Consider the following 26,251-nt stretch of genomic DNA (forward strand, 5'->3'; position numbering starts at 1 on the left):
CCCCCCCCCCCCCCCCCCCCCCCCCCCCCCCCCCCCCCCCCCCCCCCCCCCCCCCCCCCCCCCCGGGCTCCTACAGGATTGTGTGATCAATCACCCGTTGCAACTTCACGCTGCGGGTCGGTAATCCACTCACTCCACGACCCTGCATACAACTTGCCCAACGGGTAACCCGCCAGGCTCAGGGCGAACAGGTTGTGGCACGCCGTGACGCCCGATCCGCAATACGCCACCAGTTCATCCGGCGAACGCCCCTGCAGTTGCGCGGCGAAGCGCTGCTTGAGTTGTTCGGCCGGCAGGAAGCGCCCATCGCTGCCCAGGTTTTCAGTGAACGCCGCACATTGCGCGCCCGGAATATGCCCGGCGACCGGGTCGATCGGTTCCACGTCGCCACGAAACCGCGCCTGGGCACGGGCATCGATCAAGGTCAGGCCCGGTTGGCCCAGGCGTTTTTGCAGGTGTTCGGCGTCCAGTACCAGGTGGTTGTCCGGCGTGCCGGCAAACGTACCGGGCTCGATCACCGGTGCGTCCAGGCTCAGCGGGAACCCTGCGCTGTGCCAGGCCTTGAGGCCACCGTCCAGCACAAACACGCCCTCGCGCTTGCCCAACCAGGCCAGCAACCACCAGGCGCGGGCGGCATAGGCGCCGGGGCCGTCGTCATACAGCACGATGTCGGTGTCGGCGCTGATGCCCCAGGCGCGCAATTGTCGAACCAGAACATCGGCTGCAGGCAGCGGATGACGACCGGTCACGCCTTTGGTGACCGGGCCACTCAGGTGGCGCTCCAAGTCAGCATACTGCGCACCTTCGATATGCCCTTCGGCATAGCTGCACAGCCCGTAGTCCGGGTCTTCCAGGGCAAAGCGGCAGTCGAGGATCACCCATCCACCGGCCTTCTGGCGCTCGGCCAGTTGCTGGGGGCTGATCAATTGGGCAAGCGGCATGACGGACTCCTGTGAACAGATTCGGGAAAGGTCCTACTTCACTTCTTCCAGTGCCTGGTTCAACGGCACGTAAAACTCTTTGAACAGGGCATCCACCGCCTCTTTCGCCTGGGGGGTGACGAAACCTGCTTCCAGTACCAACACCTGATACACCCCACGCTTGATCGCCTCAGCGCTCAAATGGGTGGAATTTTCGTTGGTGGTGCACAAAAAACGCACCCAGGAGGTGAGGATGATCCAGGCATTGAGGGTCAGGGCCTCGGTTTGCACCGGGTCCATATTGAGGATCCCCGCGTCGACAAACCCTTGATAGATAGCACCGCCCTGGGTCAGGCAGCGCTGGGAAAAACGCCGGTAACCGGTGGCCAGCTCCGGGTCGCTTTCCAGCAGGTGTTCGAGGTCACGGTGCAGGAAACGGTAGCGCCACATGCCGGCCAGCACGGCTTGCAGGTAGAAGCGTTTGTCTTCGACGGTGACGGCGCGGCCCTGGGGCGGGCGCAGGAAACTGTCCACCAGGGCTTCGTATTCACGAAACAGCACGGCGATGATCGCCTGCTTGTTGGGGAAGTGGTAGTACAGGTTGCCCGGGGAGATTTCCATATGGGCAGCAATATGGTTGGTGCTGACACTGCGCTCGCCCTGCTGGTTAAAAAGCTCCAGGCTGGTTTGCACAATGCGCTCGCTGGTCTTTACTCGTGGTGCCATAGGGAATCAGCTTCTGTACACGTGAAGGGGCATCTTACGGCCTATCCTTGCCGGGATAAATCCACATGTTGCTGCAATGTTATTTGACAATTTAGAGCAATGACTCTAATAAATGAACCATTCAAATAACAATCGGGAACTGTGCCATGTCTGCCAACGTTGCCTACCTGCAAGATTCCCAGGCGCTGGATCAACTCCAGGACCTGTTCGATACCCAGCGTCGAGCCTATGCGGCCAACCCGATGCCGCCCGCCGCGCAACGCCAGCAATGGCTCAAGGCCCTGCGTGACCTGCTCAGCGACGAGCGCCAGGCATTGATCAACGCGATCAGCCAGGACTTCAGCCATCGCAGCGCCGACGAAACCCTGTTCGCCGAACTGATGCCCAGCCTGCATGGCATTCACTACGCCAGCAAACACCTCAAACGCTGGATGAAACCTTCTCGCCGCGCCGTAGGCATTGCCTTCCAGCCAGCGTCAGCCAAAGTCATTTATCAACCGCTGGGGGTGGTCGGGGTGATCGTGCCCTGGAACTACCCGCTGTACCTGGCCATTGGGCCACTGGTCGGCGCGTTGGCGGCCGGCAACCGGGTGATGCTCAAGCTCAGTGAATCCACCCCCGCCACCGGCGAATTGCTCAAGGCCTTGCTGGCGAAAATCTTTCCCGAGGACCTGGTGTGCGTGGTGCTGGGTGAAGCCGAGGTCGGCATGGCGTTTTCCAAGCTGCCCTTCGATCACCTGTTGTTCACCGGCGCCACCAGCATCGGCAAACACGTGATGCGGGCGGCGGCCGAACACCTGACCCCGGTCACCCTGGAGCTGGGCGGCAAGTCCCCAGCCATTGTGTCCGCCGATGTACCGCTAAAAGATGCCGCCGAACGTATCGCCTTCGGCAAAGCCCTGAACGCCGGGCAAACCTGTGTGGCCCCCGACTACGTGCTGGTTCCAGAGGATCGGGTAGACGGTTTCGTCGAGGCCTACACCCAGGCCGTTCGCGGGTTCTATCCGACTCTGGCCGACAACCCGGACTACACCGCGATTATCAACGAGCGCCAATTGGCCCGGCTCAATGCCTACGTCAAGGACGCCACCGACAAGGGCGCGACCTTGATTTCGCTGTACGACCAGGGCCAGGCCCGGCGCATGGCTCACAGCCTGCTACTGAATGTCAGCGACGACATGACGGTGATGCAGGATGAAATCTTCGGCCCGGTGCTGCCCATCGTGCCGTATCGCGGCCTCGATCAGGCGTTTGCCTACATCAACGGGCGCCCTCGCCCACTGGCCCTGTATTACTTCGGCTACAACAAGGCCGAGCAAAACCGCGTGCTCCATGAGACCCATTCCGGTGGCGTGTGCCTGAACGACACCCTGCTGCATGTGGCCCAGGACGACATGCCGTTTGGCGGTATCGGCCCTTCCGGCATGGGCCACTACCACGGCCACGAAGGCTTCCTCACGTTCAGCAAGGCCAAGGGTGTGCTGGTGAAACAGCGCCTGAACGCGGCGAAGCTGATCTACCCGCCGTATGGCAAATCGATCCAGAAACTGATCCAGAAACTGTTCGTGCGCTGAAACCACCACCCTCGGGATAACAATAACAATGAACCCAAGCCTGACTGAAACACCCGCGCTGTCGCGGCGCGGCGTCCTCAAGATCGGCCTGTGTGCCAGTGCCTTCCTGGCCACGGCCGGGCTGGGCGCCAGCCTCAGTGGCTGCTCCAGCAGCACACCGGCCAGCGGCTTTGCCATGTTGCGCAGCAGTGACCTGCCGTTTCTGCGGGCGGTCATTCCGGTGCTGCTGGAAGGCGCCGCCAGCGCCGAGGAGGTGGTCGCCGGTATCGAGGACACTCTGAAAAAACTCGACTACAGCCTGCAGCACCTGTCGCCGGAGATGTTCAAGCTCACCCAGCAACTGTTCGACGTGCTGGGCATGGGCATCACCCGTGGCCCGCTGACCGGCATTTGGGGCAGTTGGGAGAACGCCAGTGCCGAGCAGATCCGCAATTTCCTGCACCGCTGGGAAAACAGCTACCTGAACCTGCTGCGCATGGGCCAGGGCTCGCTGCTCAAGCTGGTGATCATGGCCTGGTATTTCCGACCGGCGTCCTGGGCGCATTGCGGCTACCCCGGCCCGCCGAAGATCTAGCCCTGACACCCCAAATCAATTGTGGGAGCTGGCTTGCCTGCGATAGCGGTGGATCAGCAATAAATGCACTGGCCGGCAGACCGCTATCGCAGGCAAGCCAGCTCCCACAGTGACTGCAACGTCGTACAAAAATAAGAGTGCATGTTTATGCCCGTACCCGATCTGTTCCGCGAGGGCCTGGCCCGTGGCTGGAAAACCCACAATGGCGCCGCCCTTGAAAGCGACCTGACCCTGGAAGCCGATGTAGCCATCATCGGCAGCGGCGCCGGTGGCGGCACCACCGCCGAGATCCTCAGCGCTGCCGGCTACAAGGTGTTGCTGATCGAAGAAGGCCCGCTCAAGACCAGCAGCGACTTCAAGCTGCTTGAGGACGAGGCCTACGCCAGCCTGTACCAGGAGGGCATCGGCCGCATGAGCAAGGATGGCGCAATCACCATCCTGCAGGGCCGGGCCGTCGGCGGCACCACGTTGATCAACTGGACGTCGAGCTTTCGCACCCCGGACGCCACCCTCGCCCACTGGGCCAGTGAATACGCGGTCAAGGGCCACAGCAGTGCCGAGATGGCGCCGTGGTTCGAAAAAATGGAGCAGCGCCTGGGCATTGCGCCCTGGGCCATCCCGCCAAATGCAAACAACGACGTGATCCGCAAAGGCTGCGAAAAGCTCGGCTACAGCTGGCACGTGATCCCGCGCAATGTGCGCGGCTGCTTTAACCTGGGGTATTGCGGCATGGGCTGCCCGGTCAACGCCAAGCAATCGATGCTGGTGACCACCATCCCGTCCACCCTGGAAAAAGGCGGTGAGCTGCTGTACCTCGCGCGGGCCGAACGCCTCATATACAGCGGCGACAGCATCAGCAGCCTGGAATGCGTTGCCATGGATGAACGCTGCGTGGCGCCCACAGGGCGCAAGATCACGGTGAAGGCCAAGCATTACGTGCTGTCCGGTGGCGGCATCAACAGCCCGGCACTGCTGATGCGCTCGGACGCGCCCGACCCGCATTCGCGGCTCGGCAAGCGCACTTTCCTGCACCTGGTGAATTTCTCTGCGGGCCTGTTCGACGAAGTGATCAACCCGTTCTACGGCGCACCTCAGTCCATTTACTCCGACCATTTCCAATGGCAGGACGGCACCACCGGCAAAATGTCCTACAAGCTGGAAGCTCCACCCTTGCACCCAGGATTGGCCAGCACCTTGTTCGGCGGCTATGGCGGGCAGAACGCCCTGGAGATGAGCCAACTGCCCCACACCCACGCGATGCTGGCGCTGCTGCGCGACGGCTTCCACCCCGACAGCCAGGGCGGCACGGTGGATTTGCGCGGCGACGGCACGCCGGTGCTCGACTACCAGGTCTCACCTTACGCCTGGGATGGCCTGCGCCGGGCTTTCCACAGCATGGCCGAGATCCAGTTCGCGGCCGGTGCCAAGTCGGTCAAACCGTTGCACCACGACGCGCGTTACGTGACCACCCTGGCCGAAGCCCGCAGTGTGATCGACGGGTTGAACCTTGAATTGCACCGCACAACCCTGGGCAGTGCTCACGTGATGGGCGGCTGTGCAATGGGCGAAGACCCTAAAAATGCCGTGGCCGACAGCCTCGGTCGGCATCACCAACTGCGCAACCTGTCGATCCATGATGGCTCGCTGTTCCCCACCAGCATTGGGGCCAACCCCCAATTGTCGGTGTATGGATTGACCGCGCAACTGGCGACAGCATTGGCCGAACGTCTGAAAACGGCGTGAAAAAACACGGTCTATCGGGCTTTCTTCTACATAAGTTGACTTGGCCGACCGGGATGGCTGCGATACCATCCGGTTCCCCAACGGACTCCGCCAGGACGACGCGATGAACCGAGTGTTGTACCCAGGTACCTTCGACCCGATTACCAAAGGCCATGGCGATCTGGTCGAACGTGCCTCTCGCCTGTTCGACCATGTGATCATCGCGGTCGCGGCCAGCCCCAAGAAAAACCCGCTGTTTCCCCTGGAACAGCGCGTGGAGTTGGCGCGTGAGGTCACCAAGCACCTGCCCAACGTGGAAGTGGTGGGCTTTTCGACCTTGCTGGCGCATTTCGCCAAAGAGCAGAACGCCAATGTGTTCCTGCGTGGCCTGCGTGCGGTGTCGGACTTCGAATACGAATTCCAGCTGGCCAACATGAACCGCCAACTGGCGCCAGACGTGGAAAGCCTGTTCCTCACGCCGTCGGAACGTTATTCGTTCATTTCCTCGACATTGGTGCGTGAAATCGCCGCTTTAGGCGGAGATATCACCAAGTTCGTCCACCCCGCCGTGGCCGATGCGCTGACCCTGCGCTTCAAGAAGTAAGACCGCTCAATCGGCGCCTGCTCGCACTGCGGGCGCCAATGCGGCACAATTGCGCGCATTAGTTTTTCAGATGCCTTGGCTGACGGCCCTGGCAGGAGTTTCCATGTCCCTGATCATCACCGACGATTGCATCAATTGCGACGTCTGCGAACCCGAGTGCCCGAACGCTGCGATTTCCCAAGGCGAAGAGATCTACGTGATCGACCCGAACCTGTGCACCCAGTGTGTCGGCCACTACGACGAACCCCAGTGCCAGCAGGTGTGCCCGGTGGATTGCATTCCATTGGATGAAGCCCATCCGGAGACGGAAGAGCAGTTGATGGCCAAGTATCGGTTGATTACCGGTAAGGCCTGAAGTTTTGTGGCGTCTGTAAGGGCGCTATCGCCGGCAAGCCGGCTCCTACAGTTGATCGCATTCCTCCTGTAGGAGCCGGCTTGCCGCCGATGGCAATATCAGCCATCACACAGAATCAGCGCTGACACTTAGGGCAAAACACACTCGCCCGCTGCCCCAGCACCACATTGCGCAATTCAGTCCCGCACACCTTGCACGCCTCGCCGCCCCGGCCGTAGACGAACAGTTCCTGCTGGAAATACCCCGGCTGCCCGTCCCCGCCGATAAAATCGCGCAACGTCGTGCCGCCGCGCTCGATGGCAGCCGCCAGCACGCGCTTGATCTCGATCGCCAGCTTCAAATAACGCCCCCGCGAAATGCCGCCGGCCTCGCGACGCGGATCGATCCCCGCCGCGAACAGCGCTTCCGTCGCATAGATATTGCCCACCCCCACCACCACCGCGTTGTCCATGATGAACGGCTTCACCGCCATCGAACGCCCGCGAGACAGCTGGAACAGGCGATCGCCGTCAAACAGGTCGGTCAGCGGCTCCGGCCCCAGGCGAATCAGCAGCTCATGGTTGTGCGGGTCCTGGCTCCACAGCATCGCGCCAAAACGCCGAGGGTCGGTGTAGCGCAGGGCCAGGCCCGACTCCAACTCGATGTCCACATGCTCATGCTTGGCGGCGGGCATCCCGATCTCTACCAGCCGCAGGTTGCCCGACATGCCCAAATGGCTGATCAAAGTGCCCACTTCGGCGTTGATCAGCAGGTACTTGGCCCGCCGTTCCACCAACACGATGCGCTGCCCCGACAGGCGCACATCGAGGTCTTCCGGAATCGGCCAGCGCAGCCGCCGCTCACGCACCACCACGCGGCTGACGCGTTGGCCTTCCAGGTGCGGTGCGATCCCGCGTCGGGTGGTTTCGACTTCTGGTAACTCGGGCATGTGTACCTCGTGAAGAACGGTTTAGTGGGCGCCCAGCTCGCGGATCGACAGCTTCATGCTTTCGAAGTCGTAGTCCGACAGGCCCACGTAGTCCAGCACCAGGTGGCCAATGGCATTCCATTCGTGGTCCACCGACTGGTTGCCCAGTACGCGGTAGGACGAGCAGATGTGCTCTGCCATCTTGAGGATCGCCAGCAGGTTTTTCAGTTGGGAATTGCGCGACGACTCATCGCTGAAGATCGCCAGGGCATTGTGGTGGTTGGCGATGGCGTCGGTCACATGTTGCGGCAGGCGCCAGGATTTGGCGGTGTAGTAGCCCACCACCGCATGGTTAGTGTTGAACGCGTTGTTTTCGGTGTCGACCACGCGACAATCCGGGCCGGCGTTGGCGTAGGCCTCTTCCAGCACGGCCATGTAATTGGGGAAGCGCTTGAGCATCAACGGCACGCCACAATCGTGGAACAGGCCCAAAGCATAGGCTTCGTCCACCGCCTGGGCGCCGGTGCGTTTGGCCAGGGTGAGGCAGGTCATGGCCACGTCCTGGGCGGTGTCCCAGAAACGGTTAAGGGTGACGATGGTGTCGTCGCTCATCTCGCCCCTGATCGACAGCGCGTTGATCAGGTTGATGATCGAGCGGCTGCCCAGCAGGTTCACTGCACGCTGGATCGAGGCGATCTTGTTGCTCAGGCCGAAATACGACGAGTTGACGATTTTCAGCAGTGCGCCGGACAAGCCCGGGTCCTGGGAGATCAACCGTGCGATCACTTCCAGGTCCGGGTCGGGCATGTACTGCTCCATCTGCAAATCCACCATGATTTGCGGTTGGGGCGGCACGCTGATGCCTTGCAGGGCCTGTTGGATCTGTTCGGCGGAAAGCTCTTGGGACATAAGTACTTACTCTGGGCTAGGCGGGGATTCTAACCTCTATGGGAACCTGACTGACACCTCAAAAACCTGAATGCAAACCCAATCAAATGTGGGAGCTGGCTTGCCTGCGAAAGCATCACCGCCGTACGTCAGATACACCGCGCCGTCCGCATCGCAGGCAAGCCAGCTCCCACATGAACAGCGCCGCAACAGGTATACTCCCGCTCTTTTTTCCGGAGCGACGTCATGTCCCTGCCAAGCCTGCGTCTCAAAGCCAACGCCGATCGTCGTTTGCGCAACGGCCACCTGTGGGTCTACAGCAACGAAATCGACGTGGCCGCCACCCCACTTCACGGCTTCCAGGCAGGCGACCAGGCTATCCTGGAAGCGGCCGGCGGCAAGACCCTGGGCATCGTGGCCATGAGCCCGAACAACCTGATCTGCGCCCGCCTGCTGTCGCGCGACATCAAGTTGCCTTTGGACAAGTCGCTGCTGGTGCACCGCCTGAACGTCGCTCTGTCCCTGCGTGACCGCTTGTTCGACAAGCCGTTCTACCGCCTGGTCTACGGCGATTCCGACCTGTTGCCAGGCCTGGTGGTTGATCGTTTCGGCGACATCCTGGTGGTGCAGATCGCCTCGGCGACCATGGAAGCCCACAAAGAAGACGTGATCGCGGCACTGACCCAAGTGCTCAAGCCAAGCGGCATCCTGTTCAAGAACGACTCCGCCGCACGCGACGCTGAAGGCCTCAACCGCTACGTCGAAACCGTGTTCGGCCTGGTACCGGAGTGGGTGGCGCTGGAAGAAAACGGTGTGAAATTCGAAGCCCCGGTGATCCAGGGCCAGAAGACCGGCTGGTTCTACGACCACCGCATGAACCGTGCGCGCCTGGCCCCGTATGCCAAAGGCAAGCGCGTGCTCGACCTGTACAGCTACATCGGCGGCTGGGGCGTGCAAGCTGCCGCGTTCGGCGCCAGTGAAGTGTTCTGCGTCGACGCCTCCGCCTTCGCCCTCGACGGCGTGGAGCGCAACGCCGCGTTGAACGGCTTTGCCGAAAAAATGACCTGCATCGAAGGCGACGTGTTCGAAGCGCTGAAAGAACTGAAAGCCAGCGAAGAGCGCTTCGACGTGATCGTCGCCGACCCACCGGCCTTCATCAAACGCAAAAAAGACATGAAGAACGGCGAAGGCGCCTACCGCCGCCTGAACGAGCAAGCCATGCGCCTGCTCAGCAAGGACGGCATCCTGGTCAGCGCCTCGTGCTCCATGCACTTGCCGGAAGACGACCTGCAAAACATCCTGCTGACCAGCGCCCGCCACCTGGACCGCAATATCCAGATGCTCGAACGCGGCGGCCAGGGCCCGGACCATCCGGTGCACCCGGCGATTGCCGAGACGCGCTACATCAAGAGCATTACGTGCCGCCTGCTGCCTAACAGCTGACTGACACCGCAACACCTGTAGGAGCCGGCTTGCCGGCGATGACGCCAGATCAGGCACTGCATCAGCGCCTGACCCACCGCTATCGCCGGCAAGCCGGCTCCTACATTTTTGTGCGTTGTGTCATGCCTGTTTCCAATGCCTCTGAGCATTGACTTTCCCCCCTCATCAAATCAATTCTGCGTCCTCGCTCAAGGACTGAGTTTTAACCTGATGACCACCCTCGCCACCCCCGCCCGCAAGACTGCCGCCATCTTCCTGCTGATGACGATGACCGTCCTCGGCGTGTTCCCCCTCGATGTAATCCTCCCCTCATTCCCATCCATGGCGACACATTTCGGCACGTCGGTGGCCGACATCGCGCTCTCCGTCAGCCTGTTTTCCATCGGTCTTTCCTTGTCGCTGCTGCTGGTCGGCCCCCTGTCCGACAACCTGGGGCGTAAACGCCTGCTGATGATCGGCATGACCGTTGCCGTCATAGGCTCGGCAGGCTGCGCGATGGCAGACGACTTCACTACGTTTCTGTTGTTCAGGGTGGTGCAGGCAGTCGGGTGCGGCAGCTTTGTGCTGTCCCAGGCGCTGGTTCAGGACCTGTTTGTGGGCAAGGAGCAGGAGCGGCTGCGAATCGCCATCGTCACGGCGGGCGGGATCTGCATTTCAGTCTCGCCCTTGTTCGGCAGTTGGCTGCAAACCTGGCTGGACTGGCGCGGCAGTTTCCAGGTGTTTGGGGTCATTGGCCTGGTGTTGGTATTCAAGGCCTGGTGGCTGCTGGAAAGCCCAGGTTCCACGCCATCAGCCCGCGTTCCCATTCTGAAGGCCTATCGTCAGGTGTTGTCCGACCGACGTTTTGTCAGCTACTGGCTGATCTCGGCGCTGGCCTTCACCTGTCACTTCGCCTTTATCGTGGTGTCGCCGATCATCCTGATGGAACAACTGGCCCTCACGCCCTACCAATTCTCCCTGGCGCTGCTGCTCTATGGCGCGGCCTATGTGCTGGGTGGCATGGGCGCGGGCTGGATGAACCGACGAATGGAAGGCCACACTCAAATCGTCACCGGCCAGCGGCTGATCGCGCTGGCGGGCGTGCTGATGCTGGTGCTTCATAACGTGTGGGGCTTGAGCGTGATAACGGTGATGCTGCCGATGATTCTGTGCACCGCCGGCACCACCATCACCCGGCCGATAGCCACGTCCCGTGCCATGGGGCTGTTTCCACACAGCGCCGGGACGTCAGCATCGGCCGGCAACGTGATCATTTTCGTCAGCGGCGGTTTGATCAGCGGGCTGGTCAGCCAGACCGGCGCACAGGTCATGAGCGTACTGCCGATGACCTTCCTGATCCTGAGCGCAATCGGCATGGGCCTCAATGCCCGGGTGCAAAGGCCTGCGCACGTCTCGTAAGCGCTAACTTCACACTGGCGGCCATTCCCTCCCGCCGCCAGCGGTGTAGAATCGACGCTATTCATCGCCAGTCATCCCCCGGCGGGTTTATGAGCTCGAGGCCCAAGCAAGCGGCGATCCCGCGACGCGAGTGGCAACTTCCGGACACACGGCCATTTCTGAGTGTTCCAGACGTCAATAGAAGCTCACTCCCTTTTGATACCGATTAGCCGCCCGGAGTGCTCCAATGCCTGATTACCGCTCGAAAACATCCACCCACGGCCGCAACATGGCCGGCGCGCGCGCGCTGTGGCGTGCCACGGGGATGAAAGATGACGACTTCAAAAAGCCGATCATCGCGATTGCCAACTCCTTCACCCAGTTCGTACCGGGCCACGTCCACCTCAAGGACCTGGGCCAACTGGTCGCCCGCGAGATCGAACGCGCTGGCGGTGTAGCGAAAGAATTCAACACCATCGCCGTGGATGACGGCATCGCCATGGGCCATGACGGCATGCTGTATTCCCTGCCGAGCCGCGAGATCATCGCCGACTCCGTGGAATACATGGTCAACGCCCACTGCGCCGACGCCATCGTGTGCATCTCCAACTGCGACAAGATCACCCCCGGCATGCTGATGGCCGCCCTGCGCCTGAACATCCCGGTGATCTTCGTCTCCGGCGGCCCGATGGAAGCCGGCAAGACCAAGCTCGCCTCCCACGGCCTGGACCTGGTCGACGCCATGGTCATCGCCGCCGATTCCAGCGCTTCTGACGAGAAGGTCGCGGAATACGAGCGCAGCGCCTGCCCGACCTGCGGTTCGTGCTCCGGCATGTTCACTGCCAACTCGATGAACTGCCTGACCGAGGCCCTGGGCCTGGCCTTGCCGGGCAACGGCTCCACCCTGGCCACCCACAGCGACCGCGAGCAGCTGTTCCTGCAGGCCGGCCGCACCATCGTCGAGCTGTGCAAACGCTACTACGGCGAGAACGATGAGTCGGTGTTGCCGCGCAACATCGCCAACTTCAAGGCGTTCGAAAACGCCATGACCCTGGACATCGCCATGGGCGGTTCCACCAACACCATCCTGCACCTGCTGGCCGCGGCCCAGGAAGCCGAGATCGATTTCGACTTGCGCGACATCGACCGCCTGTCCCGCCACGTGCCGCAACTGTGCAAAGTCGCGCCGAACATCCAGAAGTACCACATGGAAGACGTGCACCGCGCCGGCGGGATCTTCTCGATCCTCGGTTCGCTGGCCCGTGGCGGCCTGCTGCACACCGACCTGCCGACCGTGCACAGCAAGTCCCTCGCCGAAGGCATCGCCAAGTGGGACATCACCCAGACTGACGACGAAGCCGTGCATACCTTCTTCAAGGCAGGCCCGGCCGGCATCCCGACGCAAACCGCGTTCAGCCAGTCGACCCGTTGGGACACCCTGGACGACGACCGTGAAAACGGCTGCATCCGCAGTGTCGAGCACGCCTACTCCAAAGAAGGTGGCCTGGCCGTGCTGTACGGCAACATCGCCCTCGACGGCTGCGTGGTGAAAACCGCCGGCGTGGATGAGTCCATCCATGTGTTCGAAGGCAACGCCAAGATCTTCGAAAGCCAGGACAGCGCCGTGCGCGGCATCCTCGCCGACGAAGTCAAAGAAGGCGACATCGTGATTATCCGCTACGAGGGCCCCAAGGGCGGCCCGGGTATGCAGGAGATGCTGTACCCGACGTCCTATCTGAAATCCAAAGGCCTGGGCAAAGCCTGCGCGCTGCTCACCGACGGCCGTTTCTCTGGCGGCACCTCGGGCCTGTCCATCGGCCACGCTTCGCCAGAAGCCGCAGCCGGTGGTGCGATTGGCCTGGTGCAGGATGGTGACAAGGTACTGATCGACATCCCGAACCGCTCGATCAACCTGTTGATCAGCGATGAAGCACTGGCCGCGCGCCGGGTCGAGCAGGACAAGAAAGGCTGGAAGCCAGTGGAGAAGCGCCCGCGCAAAGTCACCACCGCGTTGAAGGCTTACGCCCTGCTGGCCACCAGTGCCGACAAGGGTGCTGTGCGTAACAAGGCGATGCTCGACGGCCTGTAAGCCTCGCTCATAAAAAATGCCCCGCCAGGTGCGGGGCATTTTTTTGCCTGAAGAAAATCCCCGAGACGGGTGGAGATCAAATGTGGGAGCTGGGGGGGGGGGGGGGGGGGGGGGGGGGGGGGGGGGGGGGGGGCTGGAGACAAAGTGTGGGAACTGGCTTGCCTGAGCTGGCGACCAGGAAGGTTCATAGATGCAAGCTGACGCACCGCCATCGCAGGCAAGCCAGCTCCCACAGCGTTTAGAATTGCGGTTTGTAGGTCACGCTGAACATCATGTTGCGCGGGTCGCCGAAGTAGTTGTTGCCCACCAGCTGGCTGTAGGACGGGATGTAGTAGCGCTTGTCGAGCAGGTTGTTGAAGTTCACCGCGAGGGTCACTTCATCGCTGGCTTCATACGCGACGCGTGAATTGAAGATAGCGAAGCCGGCCTGGCCGAATTTGCGGTCGAAGCTGGTGGTCGCCGTCTGTGCGTTAACCCCGGCACCCAGGCTGACGCGGCTGAAATCCCCCGGCAGCGTGTAATCGCCCCAGATCCGCAGCATGTGCTTGGGCACGGCCGTACTGAAGACTTTGCCTTTGAGTTCGGTGTCTTTCAAAAATACCGTGGTGTTGTAGGTGTAGCTGCTGCTGACCTGCAAGCCCGGCGCCAATTGACCGGTGACTTCTGCCTCCAGCCCCTGGCTGCGCACCTTGCCCGAGGCGGTGGAGCAGTACCAGCCACTGCAGGCATTCGGACCGTCAATATCGGTACTGAAGTCGGTGACGGCGCGGTTTTCGTGGATATAGCGGAACAGGGCGAGAGACGTGTTAAGCCGCCCATCCATCAACTCACCCTTGATACCCACCTCGTAGTTGCGCCCTTCGATCGGCGGCAGGCCGTTTTTTTGCTGGGTCAACTGGGTTTGCGGGATAAACACTTCGGCGTAGCTGCCATACACCGACCACTGGTCATCCAAGGCATACACCAGGCCGGCGAACGGCGTGACCTTGCCATTGCTCTTGACCGAGTTTTTCTCACCACCTTCCTCATACTGGCGGGCGTAGTAGTTGTCTTGGTCGAACGCGAAGTCGTACCAACTGGTACGGGCGCCGAGGATCAACGTCAGGGGCTCGGTCAGGTTGACCCGCCACGTGCCATAAATGCCTTTCTGGGTGATGTCGTAGGTGCTCAGGGCCAGGTTGGCGCTGTCAGCAATGCTGTTGTAGGACGGCTGTGGGCGGTGATGGTCAATTGCACCGATATCCGCTCCCGGCGTGAAGGCGCGGGCATAACCATCATCGGTGTTGTACTTGGAGTAGTTGGCGCCCAACACCACACTTTGCTTGAATGACAGCGCCTCGAACTCACCGCTGACAAAGGCATCCAGACCCCGGTTCTTGCCGGAGAAGTCCGTGGAATAGTCGGCGTAGTTACCGCTTTGGGTGCTGCCCGGCGGTACCGCGCCGACGATGAATTGATAGGTCGCCTCATTGGACTCATTCATCGCAATCGCCGAAGCCTTGAACTTCCACTGGTCGTTGAAGCGATGCTCAAGGTCCAGGTACACCGCCGTCTGATCATTGAACGAACGGTTCCAGGTTGCCCCGGTGTAGGTCGAGCGCGACACATCCAGCGGGCTGCCATCGGTGTGGCGCGGCAATGCGATCAGGTAAGGGCGCCCGTGGCTTTTCTTGTTGCTGAAACCGACGCCCAGGGTCGTGTCATCGTCCAGATCGAAGTCCAGCGCGCCATAGACGGTCTGCTCCCAGTTCCACACGTAGTCGGTGAAGGAGTGGCCCTTCTCATAGTTGACCACGGCGCGACCACGGACCGTCCCCGCCTCGTTCAAGGGGCCACCGACATCGGCCTGGGAGGCATACCGGTCCCAACTGCCGGCCTTGGCACTCAGGGTGACGGTGGGTGTCGCTTGCGGGCGCTTGCGCACCAGATTCACCGCGCCGCCCGGGCTGTTGGCACCTTGCAGCAGGCCCGCAGCACCGCGCATGACTTCCATGCGGTCGTAGATCACCATGTTTTCGGTGATGTAGCTGCCCAACGCGTACACGTTACGCGGCACGGGTACGCCGTCGTATTGCAGCGATTCAATCTCGAAGCCACGCGCAAACATGAACATCCCCGGCCCCGGGGATTTGACCGACGCCATGCCCGGCACCGCTTCGATCGCCTGGGTCAGGGTGGTGATGTTCTGGTCATCCATGGCCTTGCGCGTCAGCACGCTGACCGATTGCGGGATGTCCTTGAGTTTTTGCGTGCTCTTGCCCAGGGTCACCGCGCCCGTGGTGTAGGAGCCGCTGCCTTCGGTGGTCGTGCCCAGATGCTCGGCGCTGACCATCGTGGCCCCCACTTCCAGCGCGGAACCCGTGGCCACGCGTTTTTCCAGAGTGACCGTATCGGCATTGATGAACGCCGCACTCAACCCCGTGCCGCCCAGCAGCAAGCCCAGCGCCTCACGCTGGCCCAGGTTGCCACGCGCCCCCGGCGACACCACACCTTGCGTCAATTCCCCGGAAACCAGCACCTGCACCCGCGTCACCGCCGAAAACGCCGCCAGCGCGCCGTCCAGGCTTTGCCCCGGAATATCAAAACGATAGGTCTGGGCCTGGGTGGTCTCGGCGGCCTGCAAGGCCAGCGGCGCAGTGCCGCAGGCCATGGAAATAGCCAATGCCAGCAAAGGCCGTGCGACGTATCGGTGTGCCATGGATGATGCTCCCCGGTGCAAAAAGTCAGTGATCGGCGCTGCACTACTTGAGAGTGCTTACTATTTGCGCCTCAGTGATCAAGGACGATGCCTTGCGGAGAAACCCTGAAAGTTTTTGAAAAAAATGATGGCTAGGACGCTTTGCCTTCGCGCAGCACCAGCAAATACGGGGTGTAGTGCTCGGCGTGCAGGTTGAGGGTGTATTCCAGCGCCTTGATCACGGCCTCGGGCTTGTCGATCTCAAACACCCCGGACACCACGCGGTTACGCAGCGCATCGCCCAGCACCAGGGTCTTGCCCGGCCAATAACGGTTCAGCTCGCTGACCACTTCCGACAGCGGCTGCTGGCGGAACACCAGTTGCCGTTGGCGCCAGGCAAAGCCGCTGGCCGGGTCGAAGCCATGGACATCCGTAAGCCGCTGACCTTGATATTCCACAGCCCGGCCGGGCTCCAAGTAGACCGGATCCCCACTGCCCGCACTGACCTGCACCTTGCCCTGGGCCACTTGCACCCGCGTCTGCGACTCACGCCGGGCCACGCTGAACTGGGTACCCACCACCTTCACCCAGCCATCGCCCGACTGCACCACGAACGGCCGGGTCGGGTCTTTGGTCACGCTGAAAAATCCTTCACCGCGCAGCAAACGAATCTGACGCTCGCCGGCACTCATGCGCACTTGAATCGCGCTGTCGGTGTTGAGTTGCAACTGGGAGCCGTCCGCCAACTCGACGGTGCGCGATTCGCCAGTGCCGGTAGCGTAATCGGCCCGCAGGCGGTCGAGCCAAGGGGTGTTTTGAACGGTCAGCCCAACCGCCAGCAATACCGCGGCAGCATAGGCCCAGCGCCGCGCGGGCTTGCGCCAAGCGGCCTGTTCGGCACGGCGGATCACCCGCGCCGGCTCGCGCAAGCCGCCCAGCATCGCCTGCACTTCCTGCCAGGCATCGTCCTGGGCCTGGCCCTGTCCGAGCCAGGCGGCGAAAGCTTCCATTTCGGCCGAGGTCACGTCGTCGGCCTGCAGGCGGAAGTACCAACCGGTGGCTTCTTCGAACAGCCCATCGGCAGTGTGTGCAGCGGTCATGACCGACGTCCTTGTGTATCGCAGGCGAGCCGCGTCTTGATGTAGGCGCGGCATTCAATCAGGGCACGACGCAGTTGGTATTCCACGCTGCGCGGGGTGATCGACAGGCGTTCGCCAATCTCGCGGTAGGAAAGTTCGTCGACATGATAAAGCAGGAAGATCTGCCGAGTCGCTTCGGGCAACGCCAGGATCGCGTCCTGCATCAGTTGCTCCTGCTGGTAGGCGGCCAATTGCTCATCGGCGCCCGGGTTGCTGCACGGCAGTTCTTCACTGGGTTCGCCGGCGTCCAGGCGCTCACGGCGGATGGCCTGGCGCTGGTGATCGCGCACCAGGTTGCTGGCGATGGTGAAGAGGAAGGCAGGGAGGTTGTCGATCTTCTCGCCGCAGTCCATGCGTGCCAGGCGCAGGAACGATTCCTGGGTCAGGTCGGCGGCCACCTGGGCGCTGCCGGTGCGGCGGGTGACGAAGGCTTCGAGGGCTTTCTTCTGCTCCGCGAACAGGCGCGCGATCTGCGAATTCCAGGAGGGCACAGCACTACCTTGAGAAGAACGAGAGGTTCAGGAAGTGCGCACGCTAGCAGAGGATGAGATTGGTTCGCAATTGATATCTATTTTTGCCGTGAGGGTTGTGGTGTTCTTAGGGTCGCTATCGCAGGCAAGCCAGCTCCCACAGTTGACCGAGTTCTAAGATGAGAATGCGGTCCACATGTGGGAGCTGGCTTGCCTGCGATGCAGGCGGCTCGGTGTTACTGGATTTCGTCCGGCTTGACGATCACCCAGTTCTTGTCCGCAGTCACCGGCAGCCCTTCTTTGGCCTGAGCCGCGGCGTGCTTGGCCATCATGCCGTTGAGTTGGGTCATGTATTTGTCTTTGCGGTTGACCCACAGGTGAATGCCGCCCTTGGCCACGTCCACATCGTGGAACAGCATGTAACCGTCACTGCTGGGCGTGTCGCCGCCGACGATCACTGGTTTTTTCCATTCGTCGATGTAGGTGAGGATCGCCGCGTGCTTGCCCGCCATCCAGGTGGCCGGGGTCCACAGGTACGGCGTGAGTTCGAGGCCGATGTTGGCCTTCTCGTCATACTTGCCGGCCGCAATCTGCTTGCGCGCGGTGGTCAGCTCGCCGGTCTTGCGGTCCTTGAGCAGGGTGCTCACGCCGATAACGTTCTCGGGCTTGACGTTGTAGCCGTACTTGGGATCGGCCGCGACCATGCGCACCAGCTCTTCCGAAGCAGCGGTCATCACGTACACCTCGATGCCGTTTTCCATCAGCTTGTTGTACAGCTCAGCCTGGCCGGTGAAGACTTTCGGCGGCTGCACTTCGGAGTTCTTCACCACGTCGCCTTCGTAATAGGTGACGGGTACCGGCTTGCCGGAAGCCATCAGCTCATCCACGTAGCCTTTGAGTTCCTTGAGGGTGAAGCCGGAGAAGATTTGCGCAACCCACGGGTAGCAGACCATGTCGTCCACTTCGCACAGGCGGTAGTAGTAACTGAACAGGCTTTCCTTGTGGTCGGCGGTGTCCTTGAACGGGATCAGTTTCAGGGACGGGTCCATGGTGTCGCGGGTGATCAGGCCCTTGTTTTCCAGGTAAGGCAGCAAAGACTCTTCGAGGTCGTAGCGGTAGCTGGTGTTGTCCATGTCGAACACTGCGAAGTTACCTTTGTTGGCATTCGCAGCGATCATTTCGTTCAGTTGCTTGGCCGCCGGCGCTGGCCAATGCTTCAACTCGGTGGCGGCAAAGGCCTGGCTGGCGAGGCCAAGGCAGAAGGCGGCAGAGACCAGTAGTTTCGGCGCAAGCTTCATAAGCGTTTTCTCCCTGAGTGAAAGACATCGACGCTAACAAATCCGTATGACAGTTATCGTCCGAGCACGACCGCTTGCATCGTGATTGCGCCAACGGCATGTGCCTGAGCGTCAAACGCTTATTCCAAAAACGACAGTCACCATTCCATATCGGTATTAAATCAATATATTTCAAGCTGTTAGGCTTTCCGGTTCGCAATCGCAGGCTCACGCGATTGGCTGCCTTCTCAACGGAGCTTCAATGAATCTGCCCCTGATTCTCAACTTACTGGTGTTCGTGGCCCTGTTGCTGGGCCTGGCACAAACCCGTCGCACAAACTGGAGCCTCGCCAAGAAGGTGTTGTTTGCCCTCGCCCTCGGCGTGGTGTTCGGCACGGTCCTGCACACGATCTACGGTGACGGCAACCCGGTGCTCAAGGCCTCCATCGGCTGGTTCGACCTGGTCGGCAACGGCTACGTGCAACTGCTGCAAATGATCGTGATTCCACTGGTGTTCGCCTCGATCCTCAGCGCCGTGGCGCGCCTGCACAACGCCTCGTCCCTGGGCAAGATCAGCTTCCTGACCATTGGCACGCTGCTGTTCACCACCGCGATTGCGGCGCTGATCGGCATCGGCCTGACCAACCTGTTCGGCCTCACCGCCGAAGGCCTGGTGGCCGGCACCCAGGAAATGGCGCGCCTGCAAGTGATCCAGAGTGATTACGCGGGCAAGGTCGCCGACCTGAATATTCCGCAACTGCTGCTGTCCTTCGTGCCCGCCAACCCGTTCGCCGACCTGGCCCGGGCCAAGCCCACGTCGATCATCAGCGTGGTGATCTTTGCCGCGTTCCTGGGAGTTGCCGCGCTGCAACTGCTCAAGGATGACGTGGAAAAAGGCCAGAAAGTGCTCAACGCCATCGACACCCTGCAAGCCTGGGTGATGCGCCTGGTGCGCCTGGTGATGAAGCTCACGCCCTACGGCGTACTGGCGCTGATGACCAAGGTAGTCGCCGGCTCCAACCTGCAAGACATCATCAAGCTCGGCAGTTTCGTGGTGGTGTCGTACCTGGCCCTGGGCCTGATGTTCGTGGTGCACGGCCTGCTGCTGTCCCTGGCCGGGATCAACCCGCTGCGCTTCTTCCGCAAGGTGTGGCCGGTGCTGACCTTTGCCTTTACCAGCCGTTCCAGCGCGGCTGCGATTCCGCTGAGCATCGAAGCGCAAACCCGCCGCCTGGGTATCCCGCAGTCTATCGCCGGGTTTGCTGCCTCGTTCGGCGCGACCATCGGCCAGAACGGTTGCGCCGGTCTCTACCCTGCGATGTTGGCGGTGATGGTCGCGCCAACCGTGGGCATCAACCCGCTGGACCCGCTGTGGATCGCGACCCTGGTGGCAATTGTGACCTTGAGTTCGGCAGGCGTTGCCGGCGTGGGCGGCGGTGCGACTTTTGCTGCGCTGATCGTGCTGCCGGCCATGGGCTTGCCGGTGTCACTGGTGGCGCTGCTGATTTCCGTGGAGCCGCTGATCGACATGGGCCGCACGGCGTTGAACGTGAACGGTTCGATGACGGCCGGCGCGATTACCAGCCAGGTGATGGGGCAGACAGACAAAGCGCTGTTGAATGCCGATGAGCATGCCGAGTTAGCGCAAGGCTGATAGACCGCTATCGCGGGCAAGCCCGCTCCCACATTTGACCGAGTTTTCCTGAAGAAACCGGATCAAACTGTGGGAGCTGGCTTGCCTGCGATGCTTTTAGGCTTTTTCCCAGACTTCGAAGTTGTACGCTGGCTTGTCGCCTTCCGGCGCATTCTCCCGATTCGACACCAACGTCCACTGGCCCCGATCAAACTCCGGAAACCACGCATCCCCTTCCGGGCTCAACGCCACCCGCGTCAGATACAGGCGATCCGCCTGCTCCAGCCCCTGCGCATACAACTGCGCACCACCGATCAGCATCAGCTCATCAGCGCCTTGCTCCAGTGCCCACGCCTCAGCGCGCTCCACGGCGGCGTCCAGCGACGGAAAAACTTCCGCACCTTCCAGCGCCAGATCGGTCTGACGGCTGACCACAAGGTTCAAGCGCCCCGGCAACGGTCGGCCCAGGGAGTCCCAGGTCTTGCGCCCCATGATGATCGGCTTGCCGAGCGTGGTGGCCTTGAAATATTTGAAATCCCCCGGCAAATGCCAGGGCATGCTGTTGTCGACGCCGATCACACGGTTTTCACCGAGGGCTGCGATCAGGCTTAAAGGGAGAGTTTTTTTCATGGCGACGAGAATACCAGAGGTACGAGCCAGCGGTTATGCTCAGTCCTCACTGGCTCAACAGGATGACGCGTGACTGCACTGAACCCGCTGCACACACTCTGGCTGACAGAAACCGTGCGCCTGCGCGAAGAACACGCAGGCCCACTGGAAGACCTGGAAGCCAACCGCCTGGCCCGCACGGCCGGTGGCGACCTGCCGACGCGTATCCAGCACCGCGCGCTGCACCTGGCCGAGCGCGACGGCCTGACCGCCGCCCTCACCCGCTGGCTGCAAGGGGCGCGCCTGGCGCTGGTGTTGCTGGCTATCGTCGCCGTCATCAGCGGCGCCGGCTTGGCCTTTGCCGCCTTGGGCAACGGCCTGACCCCGGTGAACGTGTTCTGGGCCCTGGGCAGCCTGCTCGGCTTGAACCTGATCCTGCTGATCAGCTGGGCCCTGGGCTTGCTGTTTGCCGGCGAACACAGCGCCAGCCTGGGGCGCTTGTGGTTGTGGCTCAGCGAAAAACTCGCCCGGGATGCCAAGGCGGCGCAATTGGCACCGGCGCTGTTGCTGTTGCTGCAACGGCAGAAGCTCAATCGCTGGGCCGTGGGTGTGCTGGTCAACAGCGTGTGGCTGCTGGCGCTGCTCAGTGCCCTGGTGATTCTTCTTACGCTGCTCGCCACCCGTCGCTACGGCTTCGTGTGGGAAACCACCATCCTGGGCGCCGACACCTTTGTCGCCGTCACCCAAGCCCTGGGCACCCTGCCTGCCCTGCTGGGCTTCAACGTGCCCACTGTCGAGATGATCCGCGCCAGCGGTGATGCCGCCCTGAATATCGAAAGCGCCCGCCAGGCCTGGGCCGCGTGGCTGGTGGGCGTACTGCTGGTGTACGGCCTGCTGCCAAGGTTGATCCTCGCCCTGTTGTGCCTGTGGCGCTGGAAACGCGGGCGCGCCGCCCTGCGCCTGGACCTCAACCTGCCCGGCTACAGCCAACTGCGCGAACGCTTGATGCCCAGCAGCGAACGCCTTGGCGTCAACGATGCCGCGCCCGAGCAACTGCACCACGTCAGCGGCGGTGTCAGTGAAGTGGAAAGCGATGGTGCCTTGCTGGTGGCCATCGAACTGGACGACCAACATCCCTGGCCACCCAAGCTGCCAAGCAACGTAAAGAACGCCGGCATCCTCGACAGCCGCGAATCACGCCACACACTGCTGGAACAACTCACCCGCTTTCCGCCTGCCCGCCTGGCCATTGCCTGTGACCCACGCCGCTCACCCGACCGTGGCAGCCTGGCGCTGATCGCCGAACTCGCCCGTAGCGCCACCGCCACCCGCGTCTGGCTGCTGCAAGCGCCGCCCGGCCAGGCACTGGACGCCGAACGCCTGGGCGACTGGCACGCCGCGTTGCAGCAACTTGAGTTGCCGTTCGCCGACTGCGCGCCGCTGAACTGGCTGGAGACCGGTCATGACTAAACCGCTGAAACTCGCCGTGGTTGGCCACACCAACGTCGGTAAGACCTCACTGCTGCGCACGCTGACCCGCGACGTGGGCTTCGGCGAAGTGTCCCATCGCCCCAGCACCACGCGGCATGTCGAAGGCGCGCGCCTGTCGGTGGAGGGCGAGGCGCTGCTGGAACTCTACGACACCCCCGGCCTTGAAGACGCCATCGCCCTGCTCGATTACCTGGAGCGCCTGGACCGCCCCGGCGAACGCTTGGATGGCCCGGCCCGCCTGGCGCGCTTCCTGGAAGGCAGCGAAGCGCGCCAGCGTTTCGAACAGGAAGCCAAGGTGCTGCGCCAACTGCTGGCGTCGGACGCCGGGCTGTATGTGATTGACGCCCGCGAACCGGTGCTCGCCAAGTACCGCGATGAGCTGCAAGTGCTGGCCAGTTGTGGCAAGCCGTTGCTGCCGGTGCTCAATTTCGTCAGCAGCAGCGACCACCGCGAGCCGGACTGGCGCGAAGCCCTGGCCCGCCTCGGCCTGCACGCACTGGTGCGCTTCGACAGCGTGGCGCCGCCAGAAGACGGCGAACGGCGCCTGTATGAAAGCCTCGCCCTGCTGTTGGAAAACGCCCGGCCGCAATTGGAACGCCTGATCCTGGATCAGGAGGCTCAGCGCCAGGCCCGCCAACAAAGCGCGGCACGCTTGATCGCCGAGTTGCTGATCGACTGCGCCGCGTGCCGACGCAGCGTAGTCACTGAAGATGAACAGCAAGCCATCGGCGACCTGCGCAAAGCGGTGCGTCAGCGCGAGCAAAAATGCGTGGAGGCCCTGCTCAAACTCTTCGGCTTCCGCCCCCAGGACGCCGCCGCCAGCGACTTGCCACTGCTCGACGGCCGCTGGGGCGATGACCTGTTCAACCCCGAAACCCTCAAGCAACTCGGCGTGCGCGTCGGTGGCGGGATCGCCGCAGGTGCGGCAGCCGGTGCGGGTGTGGATCTGTTGGTCGGCGGTTTGACCCTGGGCGCCGCCGCCCTGGCCGGGGCAATTGCCGGTGGCGCGCTGCAAACCGCACGCAGCTATGGCAGCCGTTTGCTGGGCAAGATCAAGGGCCAGCGCGAACTGACCGTGGACGACAGCGTGCTGCGCCTGCTCGCCCTGCGCCAACGCCAATTGCTCAAGGCCTTGAACCTGCGCGGGCATGCGGCGATGCACAGCATCAAGGTGGACACGCCCCAGGACAAAACCTGGCGCGAAGGCAAGTTGCCAGACGCCCTGCACAAGGCCCGCGCCCACCCGCAATGGTCGTCCCTCAACCCCCACGCCAAACTCAGCCAGGCCGAGCGTCAGGAACAGATCGAAGCACTGGCTACCCGGCTCGACGAGGCATAAACCGCTTACATCTCATACCAGTTCAAGGCCAGGAAGGTCGTGCATAGCGAGCGGATCAGTTCCTTGTCCGCCTTGTCAGCCGCGCCATTGCGGTCAACATCACTGTTGGTGAACGACTCCAGTACGCCGTCGCTGTCACCGTCATAGGCCGCCACCTTGTAGATCAGCGCAGCGCCAGCCCCAGAGGCAGCAGGTTCGTGAAAGTCCAGCTTGACTGCGTTCGGCCGACCGGTTTTGCCGAAATGGTCGACGTACATGATCAATGTACGCTGCCACTGTCTAGCCGAATTGAACCAATTGAGCTTCAAGAAGCTGTCGGCGAAACTCACCAACTGAGGTTTGTCCACAACCAGACAGTCAGGCAGCGGCTCTCCCGCCAGCTGCAGATCGACCTTGCCATCCACCGTCATATCCAGACCGACGGTTTCGTAGATCAACGCGTCTGGGGCACCGGGGTGCTGCTGATAAAAGTGCAGAATCACCGCATCGGCGCGACCATTCCCGCACAAGTCCTGGGCAGTGGCTTTCAAATAACGCATCGCATTGCTCCTTTAACTAAAGAAGCAAGCACCTTAGTAACGTGCCGATCATGGCTCTAGGCGGCGCGTCTGCGTTTTGCGTAAGGCCACTCTACGCAGCGAGTAGCCGTATGGCCTTGGCCTTGAGCAACTGCAAATCCAGCACCGGCACGTGCATTTCCTTGGCCTGCTCATCCCAATAGCGCATGCGCAAACTCACCGCACACAGCGGGTCTTGCTCGAACGCCTGGGCTTCCTCGGCGCTCATCACCCCACCCTGATACGCCAGCGTGCGGCGGCTGGCTTCGCTGAGGCGAGCGTAGTAGTCCGGTTGGCTGAAGGTCAGGTAACGCTTGGCCTGTACGTGGTATTCCACCAGCTTGGCCATACGCTCACTGAAACCGGCACGGCGCAGGTAATCGGCCCCTAGCCGTTCATGGCTGACAACGCCATAACCGCCCATGTTCTCGCCACCCTGGCCGCAGAGGTGCCCGATGTCGTGGAAAAACGCCGCCAGCACCACTTCATCGTCAAAACCCTCGGCCATCGCCAGCTGCGCCGCCTGGGACATGTGCTCGATTTGCGACACCGGCTCGCCGATGTAATCCGCCGTGCCATGCGTTTCGTACAAGCCGAAGACGTCGGCAATTGCCTGTTCCGGGTTCATCACGCCGCTCCCCACAATGCTGTGATATTTCGCTCGGCCATCGCCGGCCCCACGCTCATGCCCACCCCGGTGTGCATCAACGCCGCACTCACGCCCGGCGCCGCACGCAGGAACGAAAACGGCGCCGGCCCACGCGAGCCATACACGCCCTGCCACCGCTCGACCACCTGGATCTTGCACCCAAGGGTTTGCTCGGCCAGCTCGATCATCCAGTCGTCCACTTGCTCGGCGTTGAACGGCGAGGCATCGCTGCCGTAGTCGTGGGAGTCGCCGATGATCAGTTCGCCATGGGGCGTCGGGCTGATCAGCAGGTGAATCCCGTGCTCGTGCAAGTGCGGTGCTTCACGCAGGATCTGCGCCTGCACCGGTGCCGCTTCCGGCAGGTCGGCAAAGGCGCCGTAGTGCACGCAACTCAAGCCCGTGAGCAACGCGTGTTGCAGGTTCAGATTCACGCTTGGCCGGGCACGCAGCATTTGCAAGCGGCAGATACTCGGGTTGAGTTCGGCCATCGCCTCGGCCAGCAAGGTTTGGTAGTCATGGCCGGAACACACGATGATCTGCTCACCGCGAAAGCTGCCTGCGGTGCTGTGCAACTGGCCCGGCTCGACGTCACGCACCAGGGTGGAGAAGTAGAACTCCACGTTCAGTTCCTGCGCCAGGTAGTTGATCAGCGCCGGGATCGCTTCGCGCGAATACAGCTGCTGGTCGTCCTTGCCGTGCAGTGCGGCGCGGTGATGGCGGAACTGGCCGCCGTACAGGTCTTTCATGGCCGAGCCTTGAAGCAGCTCGACGTTGTAGCCGTGTTCACGGGCGCGCCCGGCGCAGAAGGCTTCGAGCAGATGCTCTTCGGCTTCGGTGCGGGCGAACAGGTACGCGCCGTTGCGCTTGAGTTGCAGGCCGGCGACTTGAGCCCAATGGCCCCAGATGTCGCGGCTTTCCCGCGACAGATCGAGCATCGGGCCAGGTGGTTGGCCGGTGACCAGGGCCTGTCCGAAGTTGCGCACCGAGGCGCCGAGCGGCGTGGCACTGCGTTCGAAGACCTTAACCTTGAGGCCGCGTTTGGCGGCGGCGTAGGCGTGGGACAGGCCGAGGATGCCGGCGCCCACGATCAGCAGATCAGTGTGGTGTGTCATGGAGAGATGTCCTGAATTCGAAGCCGCCTTCGCAGGCAAGCCAGCTCCCACATTTGAATGTGTTCACAAATCAAAATGTAGGAGCTGGCTTGCCTGCGAAGAGGCCATCAGCCCTAACG

At 62.1% G+C, this 26,251-nt stretch carries 23 protein-coding genes; 11 read left to right on the forward strand and 12 right to left on the reverse strand.

Annotated elements, in window-relative coordinates:
• Positions 1-86: 86 nt before the first annotated feature.
• Both AC07OV_RS23465 and AC07OV_RS23470 read right to left on the reverse strand, forming a co-directional pair.
• The gene (locus AC07OV_RS23465; RefSeq protein ID WP_495093084.1) at positions 87-941 is read right to left on the reverse strand and encodes a sulfurtransferase; all 855 of its coding nucleotides are present in this window, start codon (positions 939-941) and stop codon (positions 87-89) included.
• A gap of 33 nt (positions 942-974) precedes the next feature.
• The gene (locus AC07OV_RS23470; protein ID WP_176996783.1) at positions 975-1,646 is read right to left on the reverse strand and encodes a TetR/AcrR family transcriptional regulator; all 672 of its coding nucleotides are present in this window, start codon (positions 1,644-1,646) and stop codon (positions 975-977) included.
• Positions 1,647-1,792: 146 nt separating this feature from the next.
• Here AC07OV_RS23470 and AC07OV_RS23475 point away from each other — a divergent pair, with 146 nt between their 5' ends.
• From AC07OV_RS23475 to AC07OV_RS23495, 5 genes are all read left to right on the forward strand, one after another.
• Positions 1,793-3,220 carry a coniferyl aldehyde dehydrogenase gene (locus AC07OV_RS23475; RefSeq protein WP_494996240.1) on the forward strand — a complete coding sequence of 476 codons (1,428 nt, stop codon included), beginning with the start codon at positions 1,793-1,795 and terminating at the stop codon, positions 3,218-3,220.
• A gap of 28 nt (positions 3,221-3,248) precedes the next feature.
• On the forward strand, positions 3,249-3,794 hold the full coding sequence (locus AC07OV_RS23480; protein ID WP_495093085.1) for a twin-arginine translocation pathway signal protein: 546 nt from the start codon (positions 3,249-3,251) through the stop codon (positions 3,792-3,794).
• 147 nt (positions 3,795-3,941) lie between these two features.
• Positions 3,942-5,537 carry a GMC family oxidoreductase gene (locus AC07OV_RS23485; RefSeq protein ID WP_494996242.1) on the forward strand — a complete coding sequence of 532 codons (1,596 nt, stop codon included), beginning with the start codon at positions 3,942-3,944 and terminating at the stop codon, positions 5,535-5,537.
• Between the two features lie 103 nt (positions 5,538-5,640).
• Positions 5,641-6,120: a pantetheine-phosphate adenylyltransferase gene (gene coaD, locus AC07OV_RS23490; protein WP_003176711.1), complete on the forward strand. Its 480-nt coding sequence runs from the start codon at positions 5,641-5,643 to the stop codon at positions 6,118-6,120.
• Between the two features lie 103 nt (positions 6,121-6,223).
• Positions 6,224-6,475, forward strand: coding sequence for a YfhL family 4Fe-4S dicluster ferredoxin (locus AC07OV_RS23495; protein WP_017139475.1), 252 nt, complete (start codon positions 6,224-6,226; stop codon positions 6,473-6,475).
• A 115-nt stretch (positions 6,476-6,590) separates the two neighbouring features.
• Here AC07OV_RS23495 and mutM read toward each other — a convergent pair whose 3' ends face one another.
• Both mutM and AC07OV_RS23505 read right to left on the reverse strand, forming a co-directional pair.
• Positions 6,591-7,403 (reverse strand): bifunctional DNA-formamidopyrimidine glycosylase/DNA-(apurinic or apyrimidinic site) lyase, encoded by an 813-nt coding sequence (gene mutM, locus AC07OV_RS23500; protein WP_495093086.1) that lies wholly within the window; start codon positions 7,401-7,403, stop codon positions 6,591-6,593.
• 21 nt (positions 7,404-7,424) lie between these two features.
• Positions 7,425-8,237 (reverse strand): HDOD domain-containing protein, encoded by an 813-nt coding sequence (locus AC07OV_RS23505; protein ID WP_176996901.1) that lies wholly within the window; start codon positions 8,235-8,237, stop codon positions 7,425-7,427.
• A gap of 279 nt (positions 8,238-8,516) precedes the next feature.
• Between AC07OV_RS23505 and AC07OV_RS23510 the strand changes: the two genes are divergently transcribed.
• The 3 genes from AC07OV_RS23510 (at position 8,517) to ilvD (ending at position 13,179) form a co-directional block, all read left to right on the forward strand.
• On the forward strand, positions 8,517-9,713 hold the full coding sequence (locus AC07OV_RS23510) for a class I SAM-dependent rRNA methyltransferase (RefSeq protein ID WP_003195152.1): 1,197 nt from the start codon (positions 8,517-8,519) through the stop codon (positions 9,711-9,713).
• A gap of 210 nt (positions 9,714-9,923) precedes the next feature.
• On the forward strand, positions 9,924-11,111 hold the full coding sequence (locus AC07OV_RS23515) for a Bcr/CflA family efflux MFS transporter (protein ID WP_495093087.1): 1,188 nt from the start codon (positions 9,924-9,926) through the stop codon (positions 11,109-11,111).
• 226 nt (positions 11,112-11,337) lie between these two features.
• Positions 11,338-13,179 carry a dihydroxy-acid dehydratase gene (gene ilvD / locus AC07OV_RS23520; RefSeq protein ID WP_495093088.1) on the forward strand — a complete coding sequence of 614 codons (1,842 nt, stop codon included), beginning with the start codon at positions 11,338-11,340 and terminating at the stop codon, positions 13,177-13,179.
• 238 nt (positions 13,180-13,417) lie between these two features.
• Here the strand turns inward: ilvD and AC07OV_RS23525 are convergent, their stop codons facing one another.
• The 4 genes from AC07OV_RS23525 to AC07OV_RS23540 all read right to left on the reverse strand — a co-directional run bounded on the left by AC07OV_RS23525 (position 13,418) and on the right by AC07OV_RS23540 (position 18,763).
• Positions 13,418-15,877, reverse strand: coding sequence for a TonB-dependent siderophore receptor (locus tag AC07OV_RS23525; RefSeq protein ID WP_495093089.1), 2,460 nt, complete (start codon positions 15,875-15,877; stop codon positions 13,418-13,420).
• A 131-nt stretch (positions 15,878-16,008) separates the two neighbouring features.
• Positions 16,009-16,956 (reverse strand): FecR family protein, encoded by a 948-nt coding sequence (locus tag AC07OV_RS23530; RefSeq protein WP_494996245.1) that lies wholly within the window; start codon positions 16,954-16,956, stop codon positions 16,009-16,011.
• Positions 16,953-17,486, reverse strand: coding sequence for an RNA polymerase sigma factor (locus AC07OV_RS23535; protein ID WP_176996792.1), 534 nt, complete (start codon positions 17,484-17,486; stop codon positions 16,953-16,955). The genes AC07OV_RS23530 and AC07OV_RS23535 overlap by 4 nt, the downstream gene beginning before the upstream one ends.
• Positions 17,487-17,701: 215 nt before the next feature.
• On the reverse strand, positions 17,702-18,763 hold the full coding sequence (locus AC07OV_RS23540) for an HAD family hydrolase (RefSeq protein WP_495093090.1): 1,062 nt from the start codon (positions 18,761-18,763) through the stop codon (positions 17,702-17,704).
• 241 nt (positions 18,764-19,004) lie between these two features.
• Here AC07OV_RS23540 and AC07OV_RS23545 point away from each other — a divergent pair, with 241 nt between their 5' ends.
• Positions 19,005-20,396 carry an L-cystine transporter gene (locus tag AC07OV_RS23545; protein ID WP_176996793.1) on the forward strand — a complete coding sequence of 464 codons (1,392 nt, stop codon included), beginning with the start codon at positions 19,005-19,007 and terminating at the stop codon, positions 20,394-20,396.
• Positions 20,397-20,492: 96 nt separating this feature from the next.
• Here AC07OV_RS23545 and AC07OV_RS23550 read toward each other — a convergent pair whose 3' ends face one another.
• Positions 20,493-21,005 (reverse strand): dihydrofolate reductase, encoded by a 513-nt coding sequence (locus AC07OV_RS23550; protein ID WP_176996794.1) that lies wholly within the window; start codon positions 21,003-21,005, stop codon positions 20,493-20,495.
• 69 nt (positions 21,006-21,074) lie between these two features.
• Between AC07OV_RS23550 and AC07OV_RS23555 the strand changes: the two genes are divergently transcribed.
• Together AC07OV_RS23555 and AC07OV_RS23560 are read left to right on the forward strand one after the other, a co-directional pair.
• Positions 21,075-22,454 (forward strand): DUF2868 domain-containing protein, encoded by a 1,380-nt coding sequence (locus tag AC07OV_RS23555; RefSeq protein ID WP_494996246.1) that lies wholly within the window; start codon positions 21,075-21,077, stop codon positions 22,452-22,454.
• Positions 22,447-23,814, forward strand: coding sequence for a DUF3482 domain-containing protein (locus AC07OV_RS23560; RefSeq protein WP_495093091.1), 1,368 nt, complete (start codon positions 22,447-22,449; stop codon positions 23,812-23,814). The genes AC07OV_RS23555 and AC07OV_RS23560 overlap by 8 nt, the downstream gene beginning before the upstream one ends.
• Before the next feature lie 5 nt (positions 23,815-23,819).
• On the opposite strand, the gene AC07OV_RS23565 is transcribed toward AC07OV_RS23560, so the two are convergent.
• The 3 genes from AC07OV_RS23565 to AC07OV_RS23575 all read right to left on the reverse strand — a co-directional run bounded on the left by AC07OV_RS23565 (position 23,820) and on the right by AC07OV_RS23575 (position 26,132).
• Positions 23,820-24,353, reverse strand: coding sequence for a hypothetical protein (locus AC07OV_RS23565; protein ID WP_494996248.1), 534 nt, complete (start codon positions 24,351-24,353; stop codon positions 23,820-23,822).
• Positions 24,354-24,444: 91 nt separating this feature from the next.
• On the reverse strand, positions 24,445-24,999 hold the full coding sequence (locus tag AC07OV_RS23570; RefSeq protein ID WP_176996798.1) for a phosphonate degradation HD-domain oxygenase: 555 nt from the start codon (positions 24,997-24,999) through the stop codon (positions 24,445-24,447).
• A complete protein-coding gene (locus AC07OV_RS23575; RefSeq protein ID WP_495093092.1) occupies positions 24,999-26,132 on the reverse strand; it encodes a TIGR03364 family FAD-dependent oxidoreductase in 1,134 nt (377 codons plus the stop codon). The genes AC07OV_RS23570 and AC07OV_RS23575 overlap by 1 nt, the downstream gene beginning before the upstream one ends.
• Positions 26,133-26,251 lie beyond the last annotated feature (119 nt).

Source organism: Pseudomonas sp. GW821-FHT09A09 (genome assembly GCF_059418405.1).